General features: G+C 68.9%; 18 protein-coding genes. 7 read left to right on the top strand and 11 right to left on the bottom strand.

The genetic code is table 11. From position 1 onward, the window contains the following. Nucleotides 1-62 precede the first annotated feature (62 nt). From FCH28_RS02495 to FCH28_RS02465, 7 genes are all read right to left on the bottom strand, one after another. Nucleotides 63-3,362 carry a non-ribosomal peptide synthetase gene (locus FCH28_RS02495; protein ID WP_136737986.1) on the bottom strand — a complete coding sequence of 1,100 codons (3,300 nt, stop codon included), beginning with the start codon at nt 3,360-3,362 and terminating at the stop codon, nt 63-65. Nucleotides 3,363-3,412: 50 nt separating this feature from the next. Then, on the bottom strand, nt 3,413-4,213 hold the full coding sequence (locus FCH28_RS02490; protein WP_169314026.1) for a thioesterase II family protein: 801 nt from the start codon (nt 4,211-4,213) through the stop codon (nt 3,413-3,415). A 2-nt stretch (nt 4,214-4,215) separates the two neighbouring features. Continuing rightward, a complete protein-coding gene (locus FCH28_RS02485) occupies nt 4,216-5,559 on the bottom strand; it encodes a lysine N(6)-hydroxylase/L-ornithine N(5)-oxygenase family protein (RefSeq protein WP_136737984.1) in 1,344 nt (447 codons plus the stop codon). Beyond that, on the bottom strand, nt 5,559-5,765 hold the full coding sequence (locus tag FCH28_RS02480; protein WP_136737983.1) for an MbtH family protein: 207 nt from the start codon (nt 5,763-5,765) through the stop codon (nt 5,559-5,561). Before FCH28_RS02480 ends, FCH28_RS02485 begins: the two co-directional genes overlap by 1 nt. Nucleotides 5,766-5,824: 59 nt before the next feature. Continuing rightward, nucleotides 5,825-6,019, bottom strand: a complete 195-nt coding sequence (locus tag FCH28_RS02475) for a phosphopantetheine-binding protein (RefSeq protein ID WP_246102285.1) — start codon at nt 6,017-6,019, stop codon at nt 5,825-5,827. 694 nt (nt 6,020-6,713) lie between these two features. Next, a complete protein-coding gene (locus FCH28_RS02470; protein WP_136737982.1) occupies nt 6,714-8,195 on the bottom strand; it encodes an MFS transporter in 1,482 nt (493 codons plus the stop codon). 160 nt (nt 8,196-8,355) lie between these two features. Continuing rightward, nucleotides 8,356-9,207 carry a siderophore-interacting protein gene (locus tag FCH28_RS02465; RefSeq protein WP_136737981.1) on the bottom strand — a complete coding sequence of 284 codons (852 nt, stop codon included), beginning with the start codon at nt 9,205-9,207 and terminating at the stop codon, nt 8,356-8,358. 299 nt (nt 9,208-9,506) lie between these two features. Between FCH28_RS02465 and FCH28_RS02460 the strand changes: the two genes are divergently transcribed. After that, a complete protein-coding gene (locus FCH28_RS02460; protein ID WP_169314025.1) occupies nt 9,507-10,070 on the top strand; it encodes a TetR/AcrR family transcriptional regulator in 564 nt (187 codons plus the stop codon). On the opposite strand, the gene FCH28_RS02455 is transcribed toward FCH28_RS02460, so the two are convergent. From FCH28_RS02455 to FCH28_RS02445, 3 genes are all read right to left on the bottom strand, one after another. After that, nucleotides 10,063-10,923, bottom strand: a complete 861-nt coding sequence (locus tag FCH28_RS02455; RefSeq protein WP_342781559.1) for an ABC transporter substrate-binding protein — start codon at nt 10,921-10,923, stop codon at nt 10,063-10,065. The two genes, FCH28_RS02460 and FCH28_RS02455, sit on opposite strands and share 8 nt — an antisense overlap. A 443-nt stretch (nt 10,924-11,366) precedes the next feature. Beyond that, complete coding sequence (locus FCH28_RS02450; RefSeq protein WP_136737979.1) at nt 11,367-11,672, bottom strand: NIPSNAP family protein; 306 nt, start codon at nt 11,670-11,672, stop codon at nt 11,367-11,369. A 55-nt stretch (nt 11,673-11,727) separates the two neighbouring features. Next, entirely contained in the window at nt 11,728-12,498 is a 771-nt protein-coding gene (locus FCH28_RS02445; protein ID WP_169314024.1) for a 2OG-Fe dioxygenase family protein, read from the bottom strand. A gap of 220 nt (nt 12,499-12,718) precedes the next feature. Between FCH28_RS02445 and FCH28_RS02440 the strand changes: the two genes are divergently transcribed. The 6 genes from FCH28_RS02440 (at nt 12,719) to FCH28_RS02415 (ending at nt 20,275) form a co-directional block, all read left to right on the top strand. Continuing rightward, nucleotides 12,719-13,423 carry a TetR/AcrR family transcriptional regulator gene (locus FCH28_RS02440; protein ID WP_136737977.1) on the top strand — a complete coding sequence of 235 codons (705 nt, stop codon included), beginning with the start codon at nt 12,719-12,721 and terminating at the stop codon, nt 13,421-13,423. Then, complete coding sequence (locus FCH28_RS02435; protein WP_136737976.1) at nt 13,420-13,704, top strand: antibiotic biosynthesis monooxygenase; 285 nt, start codon at nt 13,420-13,422, stop codon at nt 13,702-13,704. Before FCH28_RS02440 ends, FCH28_RS02435 begins: the two co-directional genes overlap by 4 nt. Before the next feature lie 379 nt (nt 13,705-14,083). Beyond that, complete coding sequence (locus tag FCH28_RS02430; protein WP_136737975.1) at nt 14,084-15,064, top strand: ABC transporter permease; 981 nt, start codon at nt 14,084-14,086, stop codon at nt 15,062-15,064. Between the two features lie 104 nt (nt 15,065-15,168). After that, the gene (locus tag FCH28_RS02425) at nt 15,169-16,224 is read left to right on the top strand and encodes an ABC transporter permease (RefSeq protein WP_136737974.1); all 1,056 of its coding nucleotides are present in this window, start codon (nt 15,169-15,171) and stop codon (nt 16,222-16,224) included. A gap of 160 nt (nt 16,225-16,384) precedes the next feature. Continuing rightward, nucleotides 16,385-18,523, top strand: coding sequence for an ABC transporter ATP-binding protein (locus tag FCH28_RS02420; RefSeq protein ID WP_136737973.1), 2,139 nt, complete (start codon nt 16,385-16,387; stop codon nt 18,521-18,523). 18 nt (nt 18,524-18,541) lie between these two features. Next, complete coding sequence (locus tag FCH28_RS02415; protein WP_136737972.1) at nt 18,542-20,275, top strand: ABC transporter family substrate-binding protein; 1,734 nt, start codon at nt 18,542-18,544, stop codon at nt 20,273-20,275. A 34-nt stretch (nt 20,276-20,309) separates the two neighbouring features. On the opposite strand, the gene FCH28_RS02410 is transcribed toward FCH28_RS02415, so the two are convergent. Then, nucleotides 20,310-20,930, bottom strand: coding sequence for an L-threonylcarbamoyladenylate synthase (locus FCH28_RS02410; RefSeq protein WP_136737971.1), 621 nt, complete (start codon nt 20,928-20,930; stop codon nt 20,310-20,312). Nucleotides 20,931-20,953 lie beyond the last annotated feature (23 nt).

Below are 20,953 nucleotides of genomic sequence, written 5' to 3'. Positions count from 1 at the left end.
TCGTTCCCGTGCTGGACGGACCGGTCGTCCGTTGTGCTGTTCGCCCCGTGCTTGCTGGTCGGTCAGAGTTCGGCGTCGATCTCCGCCGCCGTCATGCCCTCGATCTCCAGGAAGATCTCGGCGACCAGTTCCAGTCGGGCCGGGTCGCTCTCCCGTCCGGCGAGGTCGGCCGCCAGTTGGGTGACGGTCGGCCCGGTCAGGACCGAACGCACCGTCAGATCCGGTATCTCCAGGGCCTCCCGGAGTCGGCTGACGAGCCGGGTGGCCAGCAGCGAGTCGCCACCGCGTGCGAAGAAGTCGTCGTGCGCGCCGATGTTCTCGGCGTCCAGCACCCGCTCCCAGATGAGCGCGATGGCCCGCTCCAGGTGTGTGCCGGGCGCCGAGGTGCCGGCGGTGACGGTCTCCTGCCGCTCGGCGCTCTCGTGTCCTTCCGCCAGGGCGCGGCGGTCCACCTTGCCGTTGGCGGTCAGCGGGAAGCGGTCCAGGACGTGCAGCGCGGCCGGGACCATGTACGCGGGCAGCCGCGAGGTCAGTGAGGCGCGGATCTCCTCGGCCTCGGGATGCGGCTGTCCCTGGTGGAGGGTGACGAAGGCGGCCAGGCCCCGGTACCCGCTGCCGGTCGGCCGGCCGAGGGCCACCGCCACCGCCGAGGCGACGGCGGGGTGTGCGCCCAACGCGGCCTCGATCTCGCCGAGTTCGATGCGCTGCCCGCGTATCTTGATCTGCGAGTCGGCCCGGCCGGCGAACTCGATGCCGCCGTCCGGGAGGAAGCGGCCCAGGTCGCCGGTGCGGTAGAGGCGCTCGCCGGTGACGGGGTGCCGGCGGAAGGCGTCGGCGGTACGGTCCGGGTCCTCCCAGTATCCGGCGGCGACACCCGGGCCGGCGCAGTACATCTCCCCGGTCACACCGTCCGGACGTCCGCGCAGCCCGTCGCCCAGGAGGTAGTAGCGGGTGTTGGCGATCGGCTTGCCGTACGGGATGCTGCGCCACTGGGGGTCGATGCCGTCGACCGGGTGCCAGATGTTCCACAGCGTGGTCTCGGTCGGGCCGCCGACGCTGACCACGCGGACGCCCTCGGCGGCCTTGGCGAGGTCGGTGGGGACGTACAGCGGAATCCAGTCGCCGCCCAGCAGGACCAGCCGCAGCGAGTCGATCGGGCGTGTCGTGCCGCCCGTCGTGGCGGGGTCCGAGGCGGTCTCCTCCAGCAGCATCTCCATCATCGCGGGCACGGAGTTCCACAGGGTCACTCCATGTGCGGCGATCAACTCGGCCCAGTGCGCGGGGTCCTGGGCGCGGTCCGCGTCGGGGACGACCACGGTGCCGCCGGCGCCCAGCACGCCGAAGATGTCGAAGGTGGACATGTCGTGGTGCAGGGCGGTCACCGCCAGGCAGGTGTCTCCCGCGCCGACGCCGAACTCGTCGATCGTCGCCTGTACGGCATTGACCATGCCGCGGTGCCGGATCATCGCGCCCTTGGGTTCGCCCGTGGAACCCGAGGTGAACAGGACGTAGGCCAGGTCGTCAGGGCCCTGCACGGCCGGCAGCGGCTCGGTGCTCAGCTCCGCGGTCAGCTCGGTGTCGACCCGCAGCACCCGGATGGCGTCGGGCACCGGCAGCCGCTCGTCCAGCGCCGACTGGGTCAGCAGCAGCTCGGCGCCGGTCCTGCGCAGGATGCCGTGCAGGCGGGACGTGGGCTGGCGGGGGTCGAGGGGGACGTACGGGGCGCCGGCGAGGAGTACGCCGAAGGCGGCGGCGAGCTGCTCCCAGCCCTTCTCCATGGCGATGGCGACCGGCCGCCCCGGGGCGGCGCCGCGGTCCCTGAGCCAGTGCGCCACCTGGTTGGCGCGGGCGTACAACTCCCCGTACGTCAGGGTGGTGGCGGAGGTGATCACCGCGGTGCGCTCGGGGTGTGCCGCGACCCGGGACTCGAAGAAGTGCTGCACCAGGACGTCGGGAACGGCCCTGTCGGGGCCTGCGATCCCGGTCCGGACGGTGCCGTCGAGCAGGGTCAGCGGCTCCAGCGCCTGCCAGGCGTCGGGGTCCGCCTCCAGCAGCTCCAGCAGCGACCAGAAGGCGTGGAACATCTCGTCCATCAGGCCCGGCGGGAACAGCTCGTCCACCGCGTCCCAGTTGACGAACAGTTCACCGTCGTGTTCATCGATCTGTACGTCCAGGTAGACCTGCGGGGTCTGGGAGATGCTGCGCAGTTCCCTCAGATGTCCCCCGAGCAGCGGCTTTTCGCCGCCTCGCAGCCCGATGGTGCTGGTCAGGACGGTCGGCATCCGTGCGCCATGTCCGCCGCCCTGCACCCGGGCCAGCTCGCGGAGCAGCCGTACGCCGCTCACTTCCTGGTGGGACAGGTCGTGCCAGCCCTGCTCCTGGATCCGTCCCGCGCGGGCGGCGAAGGTGTCCGAGTGCCGGTTGTCCACCTCCAGCAGGGAGAAGGAGGCGAACTCACCGAGGATGGCGTCGGCCTGGGGGTGCAGCGGCATCCGGTTCATCCGCGGCACGTTGAGGGTGAAGTGGGCGCTGTCGCTCCAGGTGCCGAGCACTTCGGCGAAGGCCGCCAGGGCCAGACCGGTGGGCGTCAGGCCGCCTTCGGCCGCCCGTATCCGCAGCCGTTCCCAGCGCTCGGCGTCCATACGGGCGCGGCGGCCCACGAACTTCGGGTGGCTCGCCTCGGCGGGGTCCTTGACCAGCGGGAGGCGGGGCGAGGCGGGGAGACCGGGCAGCCGCCGGGTCCAGTACTCCAGCGACTTCCGGTAGCGCTCGGTCTCCGGCAGCGTCGCCTCGGCCAGCACATAGTCCCGGAAGGTGAGCTCCAGTTCGGGTAACCGGGCGTCCGGGTCGGCGTAGAGCACGGAGAGCTCGGCCAGCAGCAGCTTCCAGCTGAGGTAGTCCAGGATCAGCGCGTCGAAGTCGATATGGATCCTGAGCAGGCCGCCGGGCAGTTGGCAGATCACGATGCCGAACAGGGGGCTGCCGTCCACCGGGAGCACCCGGTGCGACATCCGCTCCCGGATCTCCTCGCGGACCCGGTCCGCCTCGGCCGGACCGTCCTGCCGGAGGTCGATCAGCTCGACCGGCACGGGGGGCGCTTCGCGGAGTATCCGCTGCTCGCCGAGTTCCGGTTCGATGCTCAGGCGCAGCACGTCGTGCCGGGCCATCAGCCGCTCCCACACCGCGATGAAGCGCGGCACGTCGAGTTCGCCCTCGAACTCGTAGTAGGCGTGGGTGGAGACATTGCCCAGCTCGAACACGTCAGTGCGGCCGAGCAGATACGCCTGCTGGGTGTCGGTCAGCGGAAACGGCTCGAAGCGCGCTTCCGGGTCGTGGATCAACCGGGGGAGGCCGATGCTCACGCTGGATCACCTTTCACTGGTCTGCTGTGCTGTTCACGGCGTCCCCCGCGTCAGGGGGCGGCCGGGCCGGCCGCGGTCGTGGACCGCAGCACCCGGGAGATCTCCTCGGTGACGTCGGTCCGGCGCGGTATCAGATAGAAGTGACCGCCGGGGAAGGACCGGAAAGCGAAGTCGCCGCTGCCCGACTGCTCCCAGGCCCGTACGTCCTCGGGCCGCACGCCGTCGTCCGCATCCCCGGTCAGCGCGGTGATGTCGATCGGCAGCAGCGGGCCCGGCCTGGCGTGATAGCTCTCGATGAGCCGGTAGTCGTTGCGTACCGCGGGCAGTACGAAGGCGCGCAGGTCCGGGTCGTCCAGGACGTCGGAGCGGCTGCCGCCGAGTGCGGTGAGCCGGTCCACGATCTCCTGGTCGCTCCGCAGATGGGTCATCTCGCCCTCGGGGATCACCGGTTGGCGGTGCGGCGCCATCCGGCCGGAGACGATCAGGTGCCGTACGGTGCCCGGTGCGCGGAACGCCATCCGCCGGGCGACCTCGTAGGCGACGGACGCCCCCATGCTGTGGCCGAACAGGACCATGGGGAGGTCCTGGTGCCGGACCAGCTGTCCCGTGATGGCGGTGGCCAGGGCGCCCATGTCGGGGAGGAAGGGCTCGTGGAGCCGGTCCTCACGGCCGGGGTACTGGATCGCCCAGAGCTCGCAGTCGTCCGGGAGTCCCGGTGCCCAGTCCCGGAAGAAGCTCGCCCCGCCGCCGGAGTGCGCGAAGCACACCAGGCGGGTTCTCGGCGTGGTGCGCGCGCCGTGGTTCCTGATCCACGGGCTGGAGGGCGCGCCCACCGTCGCTGATGGCAGCACGTTCAGGCCTCGGCGTCGGCGTAGGCGGGGGCCTGGTCCGTGTCGTGCCGGCCGCCGGCGATGGAGCGGACGATCTCACCGACCCGGACCGCGGTGTTGGACAGCAGCGACGAGGTGATGCCGTGGGTGTGCTCGGTGGGCCCCTGGAGGAAGATGCCTGCGCGCAGCGCGTCGTCGGTCTCGACGCGGTAGTCCCGGCGCACCCGTACCCTTCCGCTCTCGTCGGTGCGGCAGTACGGAGCGACGGTGCCGAGGGCCTTGAGGACGTCCATCGGCCGGTACCCGGTGGCGTAGACGAGGTAGTCGGTGTCCATGACGGTGTGCTCGCCGGTCGGCAGGAACTCCACGGTGGCCCGCACGGAGTCCTCGACGGTGCGCGCCTCGACGAGCCGGGAGATGTTGTGGACGCGCAGCCGCTCGCGGCCGGTCACCCGCTCCTGGTAGAGGCGGCGGTAGAGCTCGTCGATCAGCTCCAGGTCGACCACGGAGTAGTTGGTGCTGCGGTGGTAGTCGAGGAGCATCTGCTTGACGTCCTCGGGCGAGCGGTAGAAGTGGTCCACCGCTTCCGGGTCGAAGATGCGGTTGACGAAGGAGCTGTCGTCGGCCGGCGCGTAGCCGTAGCGTGCGAACACCGCATGGATCTCGGCCTCGGGCTGGGTGCGGTGCAGATACTCGACGGTCTCGGCGGCGCTCTGGCCGGCGCCGATCACGGTGAAGCTGCGCGCCTCCGCCCCGGTCAACTGCCGTAGCCGGTCGAGGAGTTCATGGTTGTGCCAGATCCGGTCGCTCAGCTGCGCGCCCTCGGGGAGGTGCGGCTGGAGGCCGCCGGCCATCACCACGTTGCGGGCCCGCCGGATCATCGGTGTGCCGGGGTTGCTCCGGTCGTGCGCCTCGACCTCGAAGCAGGTGATCTCACCGTCCTCCTCGACCGGACGGATATCGACCACCTCGCAGTGGTACTGCACGTTTTCCTTGAAGCTGTCCGCGACCCATTCCAGGTAGTCGTGGAATTCCACCCGGGAGGGGAACAGCATCTTGTGATTGATGAAGTCCGCCAGCCGACCTTTGCTCTGCAGGTACGCCAGGAAACTGTACTCACTGGTCGGATTCCGCATGGTGACCAGGTCCTTGAGGAACGAGACCTGCAAGGTGGTGTCGTCGATCAGCATGCCGCGGTGCCAGCCGAAAGAGGGCTGCTTCTCAAAAAAACAGGAAGTGAGCTGAGCGTTTCCCGGGGCGCCGGCATTGTGCTCGGCGAGCGCCACCGCGAGGGCGAGATTGGACGGCCCGTAGCCTAATCCGACGACATCCAGGACCGCTTCATCCAGAGCAAGAGGATCGACCATCAGAGCGCTACTTCCTTAAGGCTGTTCGGACGCATGTCGGTCCAGTGTTCTTCGACGTGATCGAGTGCGGCCGCACGGGCCACCGGCCCGTGCGCGACGGACCATCCTTCCGGCACTTCCACGAATTCCGGCCAGATCGAATGCTGGCCCTCGGAATTAGTCAGGACGAAAAACGTCCCGGCGTCGTCCTCGAAAGGGTTCGGCATACTGCTCCCCTGTCCCGTAGGCGGCGGCCCGCTCCTGCGCGCGGGCCCTGAAGGTGTGGCTAGGAACCGGCGCCGAGCAGCTCGAACCAGCTGCGTACGGTGGGTTTCCTGGCCAGGTCCGGGTAGGACGCCTCGACTCCGGTCTCCCGCCAGCGGGCCGACAGGGTCATCATGCGAACGGAGTCCAGCCCGGCCACCAAGAGGTTGTCGTCGTCCCCTATTTCCGCGGCGCTCAGCCCCAGTATCTCCGCCACATCAGATTTGATGGAATCCATCGTGAAAGGAATTGTTTCCGGCACTACTGCTCCTTCTGTGATTTTCGGCAGAGCTCTACCCAGGAACATTGGGGTGGACTTTTCGAGGCGTACGACAATGCCCCGCGACCGGACGGGCCGGCAACACTCATCGATTCCGGAAAAACGGCCGCGGACCGGCCGCAGCCGCCCGAAGTCACCAATACAGAGACCGGAAATCGACCGGAAAAGTTTGGGTCGATGAATCAATCAAAAATCGGCAATTCCGCCGATGCGAGAGAAAGAGTTGGACGCAGCGTTGGTCATGAATGCGGTGTGCCGCTGCGACTACCGAAGCAGGGAGAGCTCGCGCTCAATCCCCGGACAGTCAAAGAATTCCCCGTACATAGAAAAATCCCCCTCCGTGATCCCCCGATTCGTGCTGGTCAGGCAAGGACAACCTAACAACAGCGCGATCAGCCCATCAACCAAATAGGGGGTGACCCACGTCACATTACTTTACGCATATAGCTTTTAACCTGAAAGCCATCGGCGGGTCCACGCGCCCTCGCGATGCATTTATGCAGGTCAGGGGCCATGTGTCGGTTCGGTCCTTACATCCGGACCCGGGTACGGGGAGCCGTGGGGGGGGGGGGGCGGGGGGGGGGCGCCCCCCCCCCCCCCCCCACACGCCCCGGGGCACCCTTCCGAAGCGTCAGGACGGCTGTGTGATCCTCGCCTCGGCCTGCTCGTCGGGCTCGGCGGGGGCGGACTCCGCGGACCCGGCCGGCTGACGGCCGGGCAGGATCAGCGCGACCAGCGCCGCCAGCACCAGCAGTCCGGCCCCGGCCAGCAACGCCGCGCCGTAACCGTCGTTGAGCGCCGCCAGCGTCGGCTTGCCGCCGTCGGAGAGCGAGGCGGTTCGGCTGGTGGCCACACTGACGGTGACCGCGAGACCGAGCGAACCACCCACCTGCTGACCGCTGTTCAGCAGACCGGACGCCATACCGGCGTCCTGCGGGAGCACGCTGCCGGTGGCCGCGTTGGCCAACGGGACGAAGCAGGCGCCGATACCGAAGCTGGCCACCAGCGAGGGGCCGAGGATGTTCGCCAGGAAACCACCGTCCGTGGAGATCCGGCTGAACCACGCCAGCCCCAGCGCACCGATCAGCGTCCCGGCGACCACCAGGATGCGGGGACCGGTACGTGCGAGCACCCGGCCGGAGAGCATGGCCGCGGCCGTGAAGCCGACACAGAACGGCAGGAAGGCCAGCCCCGCCGCGGCGGGCGTGAAGTGCAGCACCTGCTGGAGGTAGAGCGAGACGAAGTAGAAACTGGCGAACTGCCCGGACGCCAGGAGGAGCATGGCCAGGTTGGCGCCGCTGACCGAGCGGTGCGCGAACAGCCGCAGCTGGACCAGCGGTTGACGGGCGCCCTTGGCCTCGTACAGCACAAAGGCCGTGAGCAGCACGATGCCGGCACCGAGGAAGCCGAGCGTCGCCCCGGACGTCAGGCTGTCGCCACCGATGCGGACCACGCCGTAGACCAGGGCCGCCAGCCCCGTGGTGGCCAGCAGCGCGCCGATGAGGTCGAGCCCGGACCGCTGCTCCGGCCTGCCGTCGGGCACCTCCTTGCCGCCCACCGCCGCGAACAGCACGATCGGCACGTTGATCAGCAGCACCCAGCGCCAGTTGAGGTAGTCGGTCAGCACACCGCCGATCAGCACACCGGCCGCACCGCCGGAGGCGCCCGCCACGCTCCACAGCGCCAGGGCCTTGGTGCGCTGGGCGCCTTCGGGGAAGGTCGTGGTGACGATCGTCAGCGCCACCGGTGCGAGCACCGCGGCGCCGAGCCCCTGTACCGCTCGGGCCACCACCAGTTGCGAGGGCTCCTGTACCAGCCCGCCCAGGAGGCTCGCCAGGCCGAAGAGGCCCAGCCCGAGCCAGAGCACCCGGCGCCGCCCGAAGAGGTCCGCGGCCCGGCCCCCCAGCAGCAGGAACCCGCCGAACACCAGGGTGTAGGCGTTCACCACCCACAGCAGTCCCGCTTCACTGAAGCCGAGATCCGCGCGTACCGCCGGCAGCGCCACATTCACCACGGAGGCGTCCAGCGTCACCATGAATTGGGCTGCCACCACAACGGACAGCACCCAGCCGAGCCGGACGGAGGACTTCTCCGCCGCTCCTTCTTTCCGCATTCCCGCCCCTAAGTTGGTCATGCCGCACCTGAATTGGTCATGCCGCACCTGTTGGTCATATCGGCCCTGAATTGATCGGAAACGGCCCCTGGCCGGCGCGGCGCACCGCGCCCGGCCGCCGGCATCCGGTCCGCGTGTCCCGTCCACACGTCCGGAGGGATCAGTACTCCGCGGCGGGCTCGCCCTCCCCCTGCACCCACTCCTCCACGGTCTTGCCGTGGCGCCAGTAGCCGGACGCGTGCAGTTCCTCGCGGCCCAACTTCCGTTCGTCGCGCAGATACCGCCGGATGTCGCGCACCGCCGCCGCCTCGCCCGCCACCCAGGCGTGCACCACGCCGGCCGGCCACGGAAACGCGCGCACGGCGCACTCCAACGGCGTGGGAGTGACCCAGGTCCCGGACGCGCGGTACACCCACTGCACGGTGACCGTGGCGTCCGGCGGCCATACCAACTCCTGCCGTTCGGCCGGGTCGGCGGCCTCGGCGATCACATGGGCGCGGGCGCCGGACGGGAGCCGCTCCAGCAGCGAGGCGATCGCCGGCAGCGCCGTCTCGTCACCGACCATCAGATGCAGATCGGCGGTCTTCGACGGCAGGGATCCGCCGGTCGGCCCGGCGATGCCCAGCAGCGCGCCGGGTGTGGCCTGCCGCGCCCAGTTCGAGGCCCGGCCGTCTCCGTGCACCACGAAGTCGACGTCGAGTTCGGGGCCGGCCGGGTCGAAGCGGCGCACGGTGTAGTTACGGGCATGCGGCAGCGGGGCTCCCGGAGGGAAGCGCACCCCGTCGGGCCCGTACTCCGGCAGGGCGGGCGCCGTCTGCCCCTCCGGAGGGAAGAAGAGCTTGATGCGCTCTTCGGCCCGCTCGCCGGCCTCGAAACCGCGCAGCCCCGGACCGCCCACGGTCACCCGCAGCAGCCTCGGGGTCAGCGCGGCCACCCTGAGCACGGTGGCCAAGTACGTGCGGATCTCCGGGACTTCGCGCCGTTTGCGGGCGCTCCCATCGACTCGCGCCATGAGAACCTACCTCGTTTCACATCAGGGTCGTGTGCCCAGGCATCCCCCGGTGTGCATTGCACACGGGGGATCACCGGAGGATGCCTGAAACAACGGTTACTGTACATGTATAAAAACTTCATCCTCAACCCCTGTGGCAGGCTGCACCAGTCACCGTCGGGAATCGGAGAGAGGGCAGAGCGCTGAACACCAACGCACCCGGAAGCCGGAAGAGGGGACGTCCGCCGAGACTGTCGCGGGAGCAGATCGTCGACGCGGCGTACTGCATCGTGCGCGACGAGGGCGCGGAGAACCTGACGATGCGTCGGTTGTCACGGGTCCTCGGCAGCACTCCCATGGCCGTCTACCACCACGTACGCGACAAGGACGAGCTCCTCATGCTCGTCCTGGAGCACGTCGCACAGGATCTGCCGCGCCCGCCGCTGCCCGAGGATCCGCGCGAACGCATCATCGTGGTCTGCGAGTTGATGCACCGGGCGTTCATCGACAACCCATGGGTGGTACCGGTCGTCGCGCGCGGCGAACTCGTAGGGCTCTCGGCGGTATGGATGACGGAGGAGATCATCGGCGCGCTCGTCGACTCCGGCCTGGGCCGCGAACAGGCCTTCTGGACCCACCAGACGATCTGGTACTACACGGCCGGACAGGCGCTGCACACACCGCACGGGGAGCCCGGCCAGGACGCCGGGCACGGCGCCCCGCACTACCCCAAGGTCGCCGCCACCGAACCGGCCCCGACGTCCTTCCCGCACCTGGCGAAGGTCGCGGCGGACTCCCGGCAGCTGGAGGCCCAGTACAGCTACCGTCTGGGCCTCACTCACATCCTGGACGGCGCGCTGCCGCCCGGCAGTGCGCTCAGGTGACCTTCTCGGCCTTCTCCACCGCGTCGGCCAGCTTCTCGATCAGCGGGGCGTAGCCGGCGTAGCTGGACTGTGCCTCGTTGTTCCACGGGACGACCTGGTCCGCCTTGACCGCCGGCAGCCGGTTCCAGGTGGGCTTCAGGCGGGCGAGCTCCGCCAGCGGCACATTGTTGGGACGCGCGTCGAGCAAAATCACGTCCGCTGCGTAGGAGTTGGCGTTCTCCCAGCTCACCGGCTCCCAGAAACCGTCCTTGCCGGGGTTGCGGGGCACGATGAACTCGATGCCGAGCTCCGCGTAATAGCGGGTGTCGGGAAAGGCCGTGGGCACTCCCGCCGACAGGGCATCGGGCTGGGCCGCGGCCGCGAGGACCTTCAGCCCCTTCTTGGCCTCGGCGGCCCGGCGCAGCCGCTCCGCGGCCCGCTCGAAGCGCGCCTTGGCGTCGGTGACCTTCTTGGCCCGGAGGTCGGCGCCGAGGGATTCGGCGAGCGCCGCGTACCTCCGGATGGACTGCAGCACCGAGACCTTCGCGGTGATGATGCCGACGCTGGGCGCCAGGCCCCGGATCTTCTCCGAGGTCTCCGGAGGGACGGCCCACAGCTGCGGCGGCTGGTTCACATTGCTGACGAGCAGATCGGGTTTGAGGGCGGCGTACTTCTCGACGTTGAAGTCCCCGCCGACCGCGCCGCTCAGCGACGTCAGCTTCCGCACGTCGAGCGAGCCGGCCTGCGGCGTGGGCGTGCCGTCCTTGTAGGCCACGGGCCCGAAGACGCCCACGCACTCGATCCCGAGGTCATGGAGAGCCGCCGCGGCGGCCGCATACCCGACGATCCGCTTCGGCACGCTGTCCGCTCTCACCGTCTCCCCCCGATCGTCCTTGAAGCTCCACCCGCCGGCACCGCCGCCCGCCCCCTTCCCCTCGGCGCCGCAGGCGCTTAACAAGGCGCCCACCCCGACCATCCCTCCCGCGGCCAACAGACCCCGGCGCGACATCCGCATGCCCTCCCCTCCTGCTCCCCCCGGGAGAGTCCTACGGTCCGCTGCACGGCGGGGCTCGGTCATGGCTCCTCGCTTTCCTTGCATTCCTTCGGGGGCCGGCGCGGTCGACACCAGCCCTCACAGCGGGAACTGACAGCACGCCAACTCCCCTTGCACTGAGGCGAGGCTAACCTAAGTCATCACGAGGGGCACCGGCATTCCAGGGAAGATCACTTCGGGGATTCGGTGATCGCGGCATCAGCGGCCCGACACCGATCAGTCCTTGTCCGCCGGTCGGTTGTGACGGCCGCCGGCGCCCTGACTCAGGGCTGGAGCGGACGCAGGAAGCGGCGTTCGTAGCGCTTGATGCAGCGGGTTTCACGGGCGAGTTCGTATGCCGCCCGGCATTCGGGATCCGTGGCGCTGTCGAGACGGTACTGCTCGTATGCGGCGAGCGTCGGGAAGGAGAACAGGGCATAGGCGATGTCGCTGTCGCCCTCGCTCGGGAGGAAGAAGCCGTGGTGGGTGCCGCCGAAGCGGTCGACCAGTCGGATCCAGCGGCGCCCGTACTCCTCGAATTCCTCCAGGCGTTCGGTGTCGATCTCATATTTCAGATGGATGGTTACCACGCGGCCTCCTCCTGTCTCTGCGCCGGCATGTCTGCCCCTGTGGCGCCCGCGCCCGTCACACCAGAGTCTGGTACGGCGAGTCGGGCAGCGAGAACGAGATCGCCAGCACATCACGGTGCCCCTCACTCTCACGCGGAGCGCTGATCGGCGTCGTGTGGTGCTTCAGCCGCCGGTCCTCGAATATCAGCGTGTCCAGCGGCTCACGAAGTGTCGTTCTGGCCAGCAGACGATCCTCGCCCCAACTCAGGAGGGAACTCTCCCCGCCGGCGACGTCGACCCGGGCCATCAGATGCAGCCCGGCGAAGGGGTACCCGTCGGAGTGCACGCCCTCGGGGACGACGTCGTACGTCCGGCCCGGATGGACCGTGATACGGATCTGGTGGATCTGGCAGCGCCAGTTGCGGGAGCGGTACTCGGGTTCGATCGGGAGGCTGTCGAAGTCATAGCGGACCAGTGCGCGGAAGAGCGCATTGGTGCAGGTCCGCGGCTCGACATCGCCGAAGTGCCGGGCCGTTCCGCCGACGAAGGAGTTCATCTCCTCGCTCTGGAGGTACGCGACATGACCGCGCCTGGCCAACTCACCGGTGTCCGGTGCGTAGTCGAAGTCGCTGTAGCGGCGTGTGCGGGTGGCCCGGCGACCGCCACCGAAATGCGGATCCGGGTCGAGCCGCTCCCATGTCTCGGCCAGCGGGGCCAACTCCGCCGACAATCCAGGGGCGAGCCGCCACTCGTCGGCCGCGACTATGGCATGACGTTGAGCCCGTAGCTCCTTGCGGCGGTCGACGCCGAGGTCCGCAATCGACGCCGGAGTCTCTCCCTGGTCCATGCTGCCCTTTCTGCCGAATCTGCCGAAGCCTGTGCGGGCGCCACTCCCCCGCACGCACCCCACTCCCGCCGCGGAACGTAGTGAGTGGTGAGACTGTCGGGAAAGGACGGCATTCCGGCCACCAGGTCGGGCTGGGCCCGGCCCTGTGGGCGGCGGCTCCAACACCGTGGGCAGGTTGGCCAGTTGGTCACACGCCACCAAAATCGAGTAACATACATTCATGCATGTACGAGAAAGTCATGTGCGAGAGAGCCAAGTACGGGAAAACGAAGCGAACCGACCGGACGCAGGCGGTTCCGCGAGCCCACGCCGCCCGACCCAGGCCGAGCGGAGGGCGCGTACACGCAACGCGCTGCTGGAGTCGGCCGCTCGGGGACTGTCCCGCTACGGCTACGGCAACCTCGTACTGGAGCAGGTGGCCAGGGAGGCCGGATACACACGCGGCGCGCTCTACCACCAGTTCAAGGACAAGCAGGACCTCACCCTGGCCGTGAGCGAGTGGGTCATGGCCACCTGGGACGAGGAGGTGGGCCAACTCGTCGCGCAGGAGCAGGATCCGGCTGCGGCGCTGCTGGCCCTGGCACGCGGCCACGCCGTCTACTGCCGGCGCGACATCGCCCGCGTGGCCATCGCACTGCGGCTGGAGTTCTCCGGACAGGACCATCCGGTCGGCCGCGAAGTCGAGAAGGGCTACCAATCACTCATCGAGCGTTGCGCCGGCCTCATCGGAGCCGGACGCGAGGCGGGTTCGATCCCTGACGGTCCGCCGGCCAGGGCCGTCGCACTCGCCTTCGTCGGCGCGGTCGAGGGCACCTCGATCGCCTTGTCCGGCCAGGCCCCGCACGACGAGTCGCTCGTGGCCGGCGCCGCCGCCGGCGCGCTCGGGCTGCCCACCCATACGGATATCCAAGGGAGAACAGCATGAAGGTCGGCATGGTCGCACACCACTACCCGCACGCCGCCCACCGCGAGGAGTTCCTCGCACGCGTCCACCGGGTCGGCGAGGAGTTCCGCCGGACGCCGGGCTGCCTCTCGGCCGACTGCTGGGTGTCCCCCGACAGCGACGCGGTGATTTCCATCGTGGAGTGCGAGTCCGAGGAGGCATTCGCCGCGGCGTTCGCCGCCGTCGAGGCGGCAGGCCTGGACACCACCTACGACGAGCGCGAGTCACGCCCTCGCGAGATAGTCCGGATCGTGTCGGCCTAGGGAGGACCTACCGCGGCCGGATACGACAGCACGGTCGAATACGGCAGCGCGGCCGCGTTGCCACCGGCCGCGTACGTAAAGTCTTCGTCAATTCGCCCTGTACATGACCACGTTCGGCGCGGCGTCCGCATAGCGGGCATTGCTTCCCGAAGATCGGGCCTACGCCTGCGAATGACAGGGAAATGCGCGCCATGACCTACGAGTTCACCGGATGATCTACCCAAATACCTCAGCTGGCAATGGAGTTGGCATTGCCGTCCCGCGCGCTTCCCGTGATCGACAAACGCCTCTTATGGCCTGAAGATGGCGTTCGACCCGCACCGTCCCCACCCCAGCCGCAACGTGCTGGTGCGGTGCGCACGAGGGAGAGCATTGCGACATGGGCCGATATCTGCTGCGCCGATTGGCGAACTATCTGGTCCTGGTGGTCGTCGCCGCGTCACTGACGTACTTCCTCGCGGGGCTCAGTCTCAATCCGCGCGCCAAGTTCGAGGGCCGCAACCCGCCGCTTCCCGAGGCGTCCATCACCAAGACGCTCGACGACTACAACATGAACCCGGACACCCCGATCCTCTCCCGGTTCGGGCACTGGGCGGACGGCGTCGTCCACGGCGACCTCGGCAAGACCATCGAGGGTGACGACGTCAACGACGACTTCGGCCGCCGGGTCGGGGTCTCCACCCGGCTGCTGCTGATCGCCGCCCTCATCGGCTCTCTCGGCGGTGTCGCCCTGGGCGCGTTCGGTGCCATTCGGCAGTACCGGCTCTTCGACCGGTTCACCACCCTGGCCTCGTTCTTCGTGCTGGCCATGCCGGTGTTCGTGATCGGCGTCGCGCTGAAGATCGGCGCCACCGCCCTGAACGACGGCTCGCAGACCATCAAGGTGCTCGGCGAGTACGACCCGCAGTACGCGGGGCAGTGGAATCTCGACGCTCTCGTCAACCGCGCCCAGCACATGCTGCTTCCGGCACTCACCCTGATCATCCTTCAGGTCGCGCTCTACAGCCGCTACCAGCGCTCCACCATGCTCGACGTCCTCGGCAGCGATTTCCTGCGTACCGCCAGGGCCAAGGGGCTGCGCAAGGGAAAGGCCCTGGTCAAACATGGCCTGCGGACCGCGATCCTGCCCGTCGTGCCCCTGCTCGTCTACAACATCGTGCTGCTCTTCACCGGTGCGACCTTCACCGAGAAGACCTTCGGCTGGCACGGCATGGGCGAGCTGCTCGTCGACTCCATCAACAAGCAGGACGTCAACTCGGTTGCCACGGTCGGGCTGTTCACCGCCGTACTGGTGCTGATCGCCGGACTGCTGTCCGACCTGCTGTACGCGGCGCTCGATCCGCGCGTAAGGGTCCGCTGACCTCCCCAGCTGCCACTGGGAGGTGCCCCCACCCCCAGCTTCCGCTGGGAGGTACCCCCACCGCAGATCGACCCCCACCCCACCGCCCCTCAGGAGAGCGCGCGATGAGCGTCCAGCTGCCCCCCACCACCGAACCGGCCCCCGGTCCCGTCCCGCCCGGTGCGGACGGCGGCCGCCCCGCGAAGGCCCGTACCTCACGGCTGCGGCTGACCGTCCGCCGCTTCGCCCGGAACCGACTGGCACTGTTCGGACTGTGCCTCCTCGTGCTGCTGTTCCTCGGCGCCTACGGCGGCCCGCTCCTCACCAAGTGGGACTACCAGCAGCACGACTTCATGAACTTCCTCTCCAGCCCCTCCGGGGACCACTGGTGGGGCACCACACAGGGCGGCGTCGACCTCTTCGCGCTCACCATGCGCGGTCTCCAGAAGTCGCTGATCATCGGGCTGCTGGTCGGTGTCATCTCCACCTTCCTGGCCGCCACCGTCGGCGCCTTCGCCGCGTACTTCGGCGGCTGGACCGACCGGGTGCTGATGTGGATCGTCGACCTGCTGCTGGTGATGCCCTCGTTCCTGATCATCGCCGTCCTGTCGCCCGCGTTCCGCGGCTCCACCTGGCTGATCTTCGTGGTGCTGCTCGGCGCCTTCAGCTGGATGGTCACCGGTCGCGTCGTACGCTCCATGACCTTCACGCTCAAGGACCGCGAGTTCGTCAAGGCCGCCAAGTACATGGGCGTCCCCGCACCGGTCATCATCTTCCGGCACATCCTGCCCAGCATGGCCTCGATGCTGATCATCGACACCGTCATCCAGGTCGGCGCCGCGGTCATCGGCGAAAGCAGCCTGTCGTACTTCGGTTTCGGTGTGCAGGCGCCCGATGTCTCCCTCGGCACGGTCATCGCCGACAACACCACCAACGCCAGCACCTACCCGTGGCTGTTCTTCTTCCCGGCCGGCTGTCTGGTGCTGATCGGTGTCTCCATCTCCTTCATCGGCGACGGGCTGCGCGACGCACTCGACCCCAACGCGGCCGGTGCGAAGGCGCGTTCATCGCGTAAGGGGAAGCGGCCGAGGCGGGAGGGACCGAAGCGGGAGCGAACGGTCGCGGCGGTTCCGGCGCAAGCAACAACGGCAGCGGCGGACGGCCAGGGCGCCGCGCAATGAATCCCCGCGCAATGAATCCCCGTGCAATGAATCCCCGTGCAAAGAACCCCAGCGCATTGAATCTGCGCCCCATCAGTCTGCGCCCCTTGAATCTCCGCCCGATGAACCACGACCAGCACCAGCACACCGCGCAGCGCGCGCCCCAGGAAGGACCCCGACGGTGACCGAGACCACTGCGGCCCAGCCCACCGAGGCTGCCGACGCGGCGCAGCCCGTCCTCGACGTCAGCGACCTGACGGTCTCCTTCCCCAGCGAAGCCGGCGAGGTACGGGCCGTGCGCGGCGTCTCCTACTCCGTGCGCCCCGGCGAGGTCCTCGGCATCGTCGGCGAGTCGGGCTCCGGCAAGTCCGTCTCCTCCATGGCCGTACTCGGTCTGCTGCCCGAGAGCGCCGAGGTCACCGGGTCCGTGAAGCTCGCCGGGCGCGAGCTGCTGGGTCTCGGCGACGCCGCCATGTCGGGGATCCGCGGCAAGGACATCGGCATGGTCTTCCAGGACCCGCTGTCGGCGCTGACCCCCGTCTACTCCGTCGGCGACCAGATCGTCGAGGCCATCCAGGTCCACCAGTCACTGGACAGGGCGGCCGCCCGCAAACGGGCCGTCGAACTCCTCGGCGTGGTCGGCATCCCCGACCCCAGGCGCCGGGTGGACGCCTTCCCGCACGAGTTCTCCGGCGGTATGCGGCAGCGCGCGATGATCGCCATGGCCATCGCCAACGACCCCAAGGTCATCATCGCGGACGAGCCCACCACCGCCCTCGATGTGACCATCCAGGCGCAGGTCCTGGAAGTGCTCAGGACCGCTCAGGAGGTCACCGGCGCCGCCATCGTGATGATCACCCATGACCTCGGTGTCATCGCCGGCTTCGCCGACCGGGTGCAGGTCATGTACGCGGGCAGGCCGGTCGAGGCGGGCCCCGTGGACGAGGTCTACTACCGGCCGCGGATGCCGTACACCATCGGCCTGCTCGGCTCGATCCCGCGACTCGACGAGGCGCGGGCGGAGGGCACCGCACGCCGTGCCCTCACCCCCATCGACGGCAACCCGCCGAAGATGGTCGACCTGGCGCCCGGCTGCCCCTTCGCCCCGCGCTGCCCCATCGCCGTCGACCAATGCCGCACGGACGAACCGGAGTTGGAGATCGCGGAGGGCGCCGGCCATCCGACCTCCTGCCACCGCGCGCACGAGATCGGCGCCGGGCTCGACCGTGACGCCGTCTACCCGGTGCCGGCGCTGCCGGAAGCCGGGGCCATCGAGCGGCTGCCGCGCTCGGAGCGCCCCACCGTGCTCGAACTCGACGGGCTCGTCAAGCACTTCCCGCTCACCAAGGGCGCGATCGTCAAGCGCAAGGTCGGCACCGTACGGGCGGTGGACGGCATCAGCTTCGACATCCGCGAGGGCGAGACGCTGGGCCTGGTCGGCGAGTCCGGCTGCGGCAAGACCACCACCCTGCTGGAGATCCTCGACCTGCCCAGCGGACAGGCCGGCACCGTCACCGTCTTCGGCAAGGACATCCGCGGCCTCGGCCGGGCGGACCGCAAGGGGCTCCGCCGCGATATGCAGATCGTCTTCCAGGATCCGATGGCGGCGCTCGACGCCCGGATGCCGGTCGGAGACATCCTCGCCGAGCCGCTCAGGACGCACGGCTGGGACAAGGCGCGGATCGCCGCCCGTATCCCCGAACTCCTCGACATGGTCGGCCTCGAAGCCGAGCACGCCGACCGCTACCCGCAGGAGTTCTCCGGCGGCCAGCGCCAGCGCATCTCCATCGCCCGCGCCCTCGCGCTGGAACCCAAGCTGGTCATCCTCGACGAGCCGGTCTCCGCGCTCGACGTCTCCATCCAGGCGGGCGTCCTCAACCTCCTCGACGAGCTGAAGACCCGCCTCGGGCTCAGTTATCTCTTCGTCGCGCACGACCTGTCCGTGGTCCGGCATATCGCCGACCGCATCGCGGTGATGTACCTCGGTCGGATCGTGGAACTCGGCGCGGCCGACGCCGTCTTCGCCGCGCCCTCCCACCCGTACACCCAGGCGCTGCTGTCCGCGGTCCCGCTGCCCGACCCGCGCAAGGAGCGGGAACGCGGCCGGATCCTGCTCAGCGGCGATCTGCCCAGTCCGGCGGATGTGCCGTCGGGCTGCCGGTTCGCCGGCCGCTGCCCGAAGTACGCCGGGCTCGGCGACGGCGAGCAGGCGCGCTGCCGGGACGAGGACCCCGCGGCGGCCGTCCTCGGCCCCGACCACACGGCGGCCTGCCACTACGCGACGGCGCTCGACGTCGTCCCCGCCACAGCGCCGCACTGACGTGGGCCGCACGCACCCATGGCCGTCACCTCCCAACAGCTCAAGGAAGAGGCATCGATGAAGGTCTCCAGATATCCGCTCTCGCTCGTCGCGACCCTCGCCGTGTCGTCGCTGGCGCTGACCGCCTGCGGCGGGTCCGACAGTGACGATGCGCAGGAGAAGGCGCCGCAGAAGTCCACCGCCGTCAACATCAAGGCGACGGACCCCGCGAAGCTCAAGCAGGGCGGGACGATGAACTGGGCCATCGACACGTTCGCCACCCAGTGGAACATCACGGAGATCGACGGTCTGCAGGCCGGCCCCACGGAAGTGATGAAGGCCCTCATGCCGAGTCTGTGGCACTCGGACGCGCGCGGTGTGCAGAGCCCCAACAAGGCGTTCCTGCTGGATGCCGACTCCGCCACGGTCAAGGGCAAGCAGGTCGTCACCTGGCATCTCAACCCCAAGGCCAAGTGGTCCGACGGCACACCGATCACCTGGAAGGACCTCGCCGCCAACGCCACGGCCCTGAGCGGCCAAGACGAGGCGTACAAGGTGACCTCAACCCTCGGCTTCGACCGGATCGCGGAGGTGAAGAAGGGCAAGGACGACTACGAGGCCGTGATGACCTTCGACAAGCCGTACGCGGACTGGAAGGCGATGTACAACGCGTCGAACAACCAGCCGCTTTATCCGGCGAAGTACGTCTCCGACGCCAAGTCCTTCAACACCGCCTACGTCAACAAGATCCCGGTCACCGGTAACGCGTTCAAGCTGGGCGGCATCGACAAGTCCGCCAAGACGGTCACGGTGGTCGCCGACCCGAAGTGGTGGGGCGACAAGCCCAGGCTGGACAAGATCGTCTTCCATGCGATGGACTCCGCCTCCATGCCCGGCGCCTTCGCCAACGGTGAGGTCGACTACTTCGACGTCGGCGGCGACGCATCCGCCTACAAGCAGGCGACGCAGGTGTCGGCCGGTGAGATCCGTGAAGCGGGCGGCCCCAACTACCGTCAGCTCACCTTCAACGGCCAGAGCGCCAAGCTCAAGGACCCGAAGGTCCGCCAGGCGCTCTTCATGGCCACCGACCGCGAGACGATAGCCAAGTCGGATCTCAAGGGCCTGGGCTGGAAGCCCGCCACGATGAACAACCACCTCCTGGTCGCCAACCAGAAGGGGTACCAGGACAACTCGGGCAAGCTCGGCACGTACGACCCGAAGGCGGCCGGGAAGCTGCTCGACGAGGCCGGCTGGAAGCTCAGCGGCAAGGTCCGCAAGAAGGGCGGCCAGGAGCTGTCGCTGCGGTTCGTCATCCCGTCGAGCACGCCCGCGTCCACCAACGAGGGGTCGATGCTGACGCAGATGTACCAGCAGGTCGGCGTCAAGCTCCAGGTCCAGACGGTGCCGGTGAACGACTTCTTCGACAAGTACATCACCCCGGGCGACTTCGACATCTCGCCCTACACCCTGATCGGCACGCCGTTCCCCGCGAGCGGCCCCGCGAACATCTACACCGCCAAGGGCGGCAACAACAACGCCAAGGTCGGCAACAAGAAGCTGGACGACCTCCTGCACGCGGCCAGCGGCAACGCCGCCGACCCGGCCGACTCGCTCAAGCAGGTCAACCAGGCCGACGCCGAGGCCTGGCAGCTCGCCGGGGTCCTGCCGCTCTACCAGCGGCCCGACATCGCGGCGATCAAGAAGGACCTCGCCAACATGGGCGCCCTCGGCATGACCGACGTGGTCTACGAGCACATCGGCTTCACCAAGTAGCCCGCCGAGGGGCACGCGCCCTCGCGCCGGTGGCCTATTCGAACCGCGCGGTGTCGCCTGCCCCTCGGCGTACGATCTCCAGCTCGCCGCTGGAGAAATCGAGGACCGTGGTCGGCTCGGTGCCGCAGTCGCCCGAGTCGACCACGGCGTCCACCACGTGGTCGAGCCGCTCCTTGATCTCCCAGCCCTGAGTCATCGGCTCGTCCTCGTCGGGCAGCAGCAGGGTGCTGGAGAGCAGCGGCTCACCCAGTTCGGCGAGCAGGGCCTGGGCGACGGCGTGGTCGGGGATCCGGACGCCGACCGTCTTCTTCTTCGGGTGCAGCAGCTGGCGCGGCACCTCCCTCGTCGCGGGGAGGATGAAGGTGTAACTGCCCGGCGTGGCCGCCTTGATCGCGCGGAACACGTCGTTGTCGATCTGCACGAACTGCCCCAGCTGCGCGAAGTTCTGGCACACCAGGGTGAAGTGGTGACGGTCGTCGAGGTCCCGGATCGAGCGGATCCGGCCGATGCCGTCACGGCTGCCCAGCTGGCATCCCAGCGCGAAACAGGAGTCCGTCGGATACACGACGAGCCCGCCGGAGCGGATGCTGTCCGCAACGCTGCTGATCGTGCGCCGCTGAGGATTCTCTGGGTGTACGTCGAAATACTTCGCCATCCGCCGAGTCTAGGTGATCAGGC

Origin of the sequence: Streptomyces piniterrae (genome assembly GCF_005048155.1) — a bacterium.
Lineage (GTDB): Bacteria > Actinomycetota > Actinomycetes > Streptomycetales > Streptomycetaceae > Streptomyces > Streptomyces piniterrae.
This window is presented reverse-complemented; position numbering and strand designations above follow the sequence as displayed.

Coding starts and splice junctions, on each gene's coding strand:
- FCH28_RS02485 (WP_136737984.1), bottom strand. CDS start 5,559: ATGGTCGATCCTCTTGCTCTGGATGAAGCGGTCCTGGATGTCGTCGGA.
- FCH28_RS02480 (WP_136737983.1), bottom strand. CDS start 5,765: ATGCCGAACCCTTTCGAGGACGACGCCGGGACGTTTTTCGTCCTGACT.
- FCH28_RS02470 (WP_136737982.1), bottom strand. CDS start 8,195: ATGCGGAAAGAAGGAGCGGCGGAGAAGTCCTCCGTCCGGCTCGGCTGG.
- FCH28_RS02465 (WP_136737981.1), bottom strand. CDS start 9,207: ATGGCGCGAGTCGATGGGAGCGCCCGCAAACGGCGCGAAGTCCCGGAG.
- FCH28_RS02460 (WP_169314025.1), top strand. CDS start 9,507: ATGCGTCGGTTGTCACGGGTCCTCGGCAGCACTCCCATGGCCGTCTAC.
- FCH28_RS02445 (WP_169314024.1), bottom strand. CDS start 12,498: ATGGACCAGGGAGAGACTCCGGCGTCGATTGCGGACCTCGGCGTCGAC.
- FCH28_RS02440 (WP_136737977.1), top strand. CDS start 12,719: ATGCATGTACGAGAAAGTCATGTGCGAGAGAGCCAAGTACGGGAAAAC.
- FCH28_RS02435 (WP_136737976.1), top strand. CDS start 13,420: ATGAAGGTCGGCATGGTCGCACACCACTACCCGCACGCCGCCCACCGC.
- FCH28_RS02430 (WP_136737975.1), top strand. CDS start 14,084: ATGGGCCGATATCTGCTGCGCCGATTGGCGAACTATCTGGTCCTGGTG.
- FCH28_RS02425 (WP_136737974.1), top strand. CDS start 15,169: ATGAGCGTCCAGCTGCCCCCCACCACCGAACCGGCCCCCGGTCCCGTC.
- FCH28_RS02415 (WP_136737972.1), top strand. CDS start 18,542: ATGGCCGTCACCTCCCAACAGCTCAAGGAAGAGGCATCGATGAAGGTC.
- FCH28_RS02410 (WP_136737971.1), bottom strand. CDS start 20,930: ATGGCGAAGTATTTCGACGTACACCCAGAGAATCCTCAGCGGCGCACG.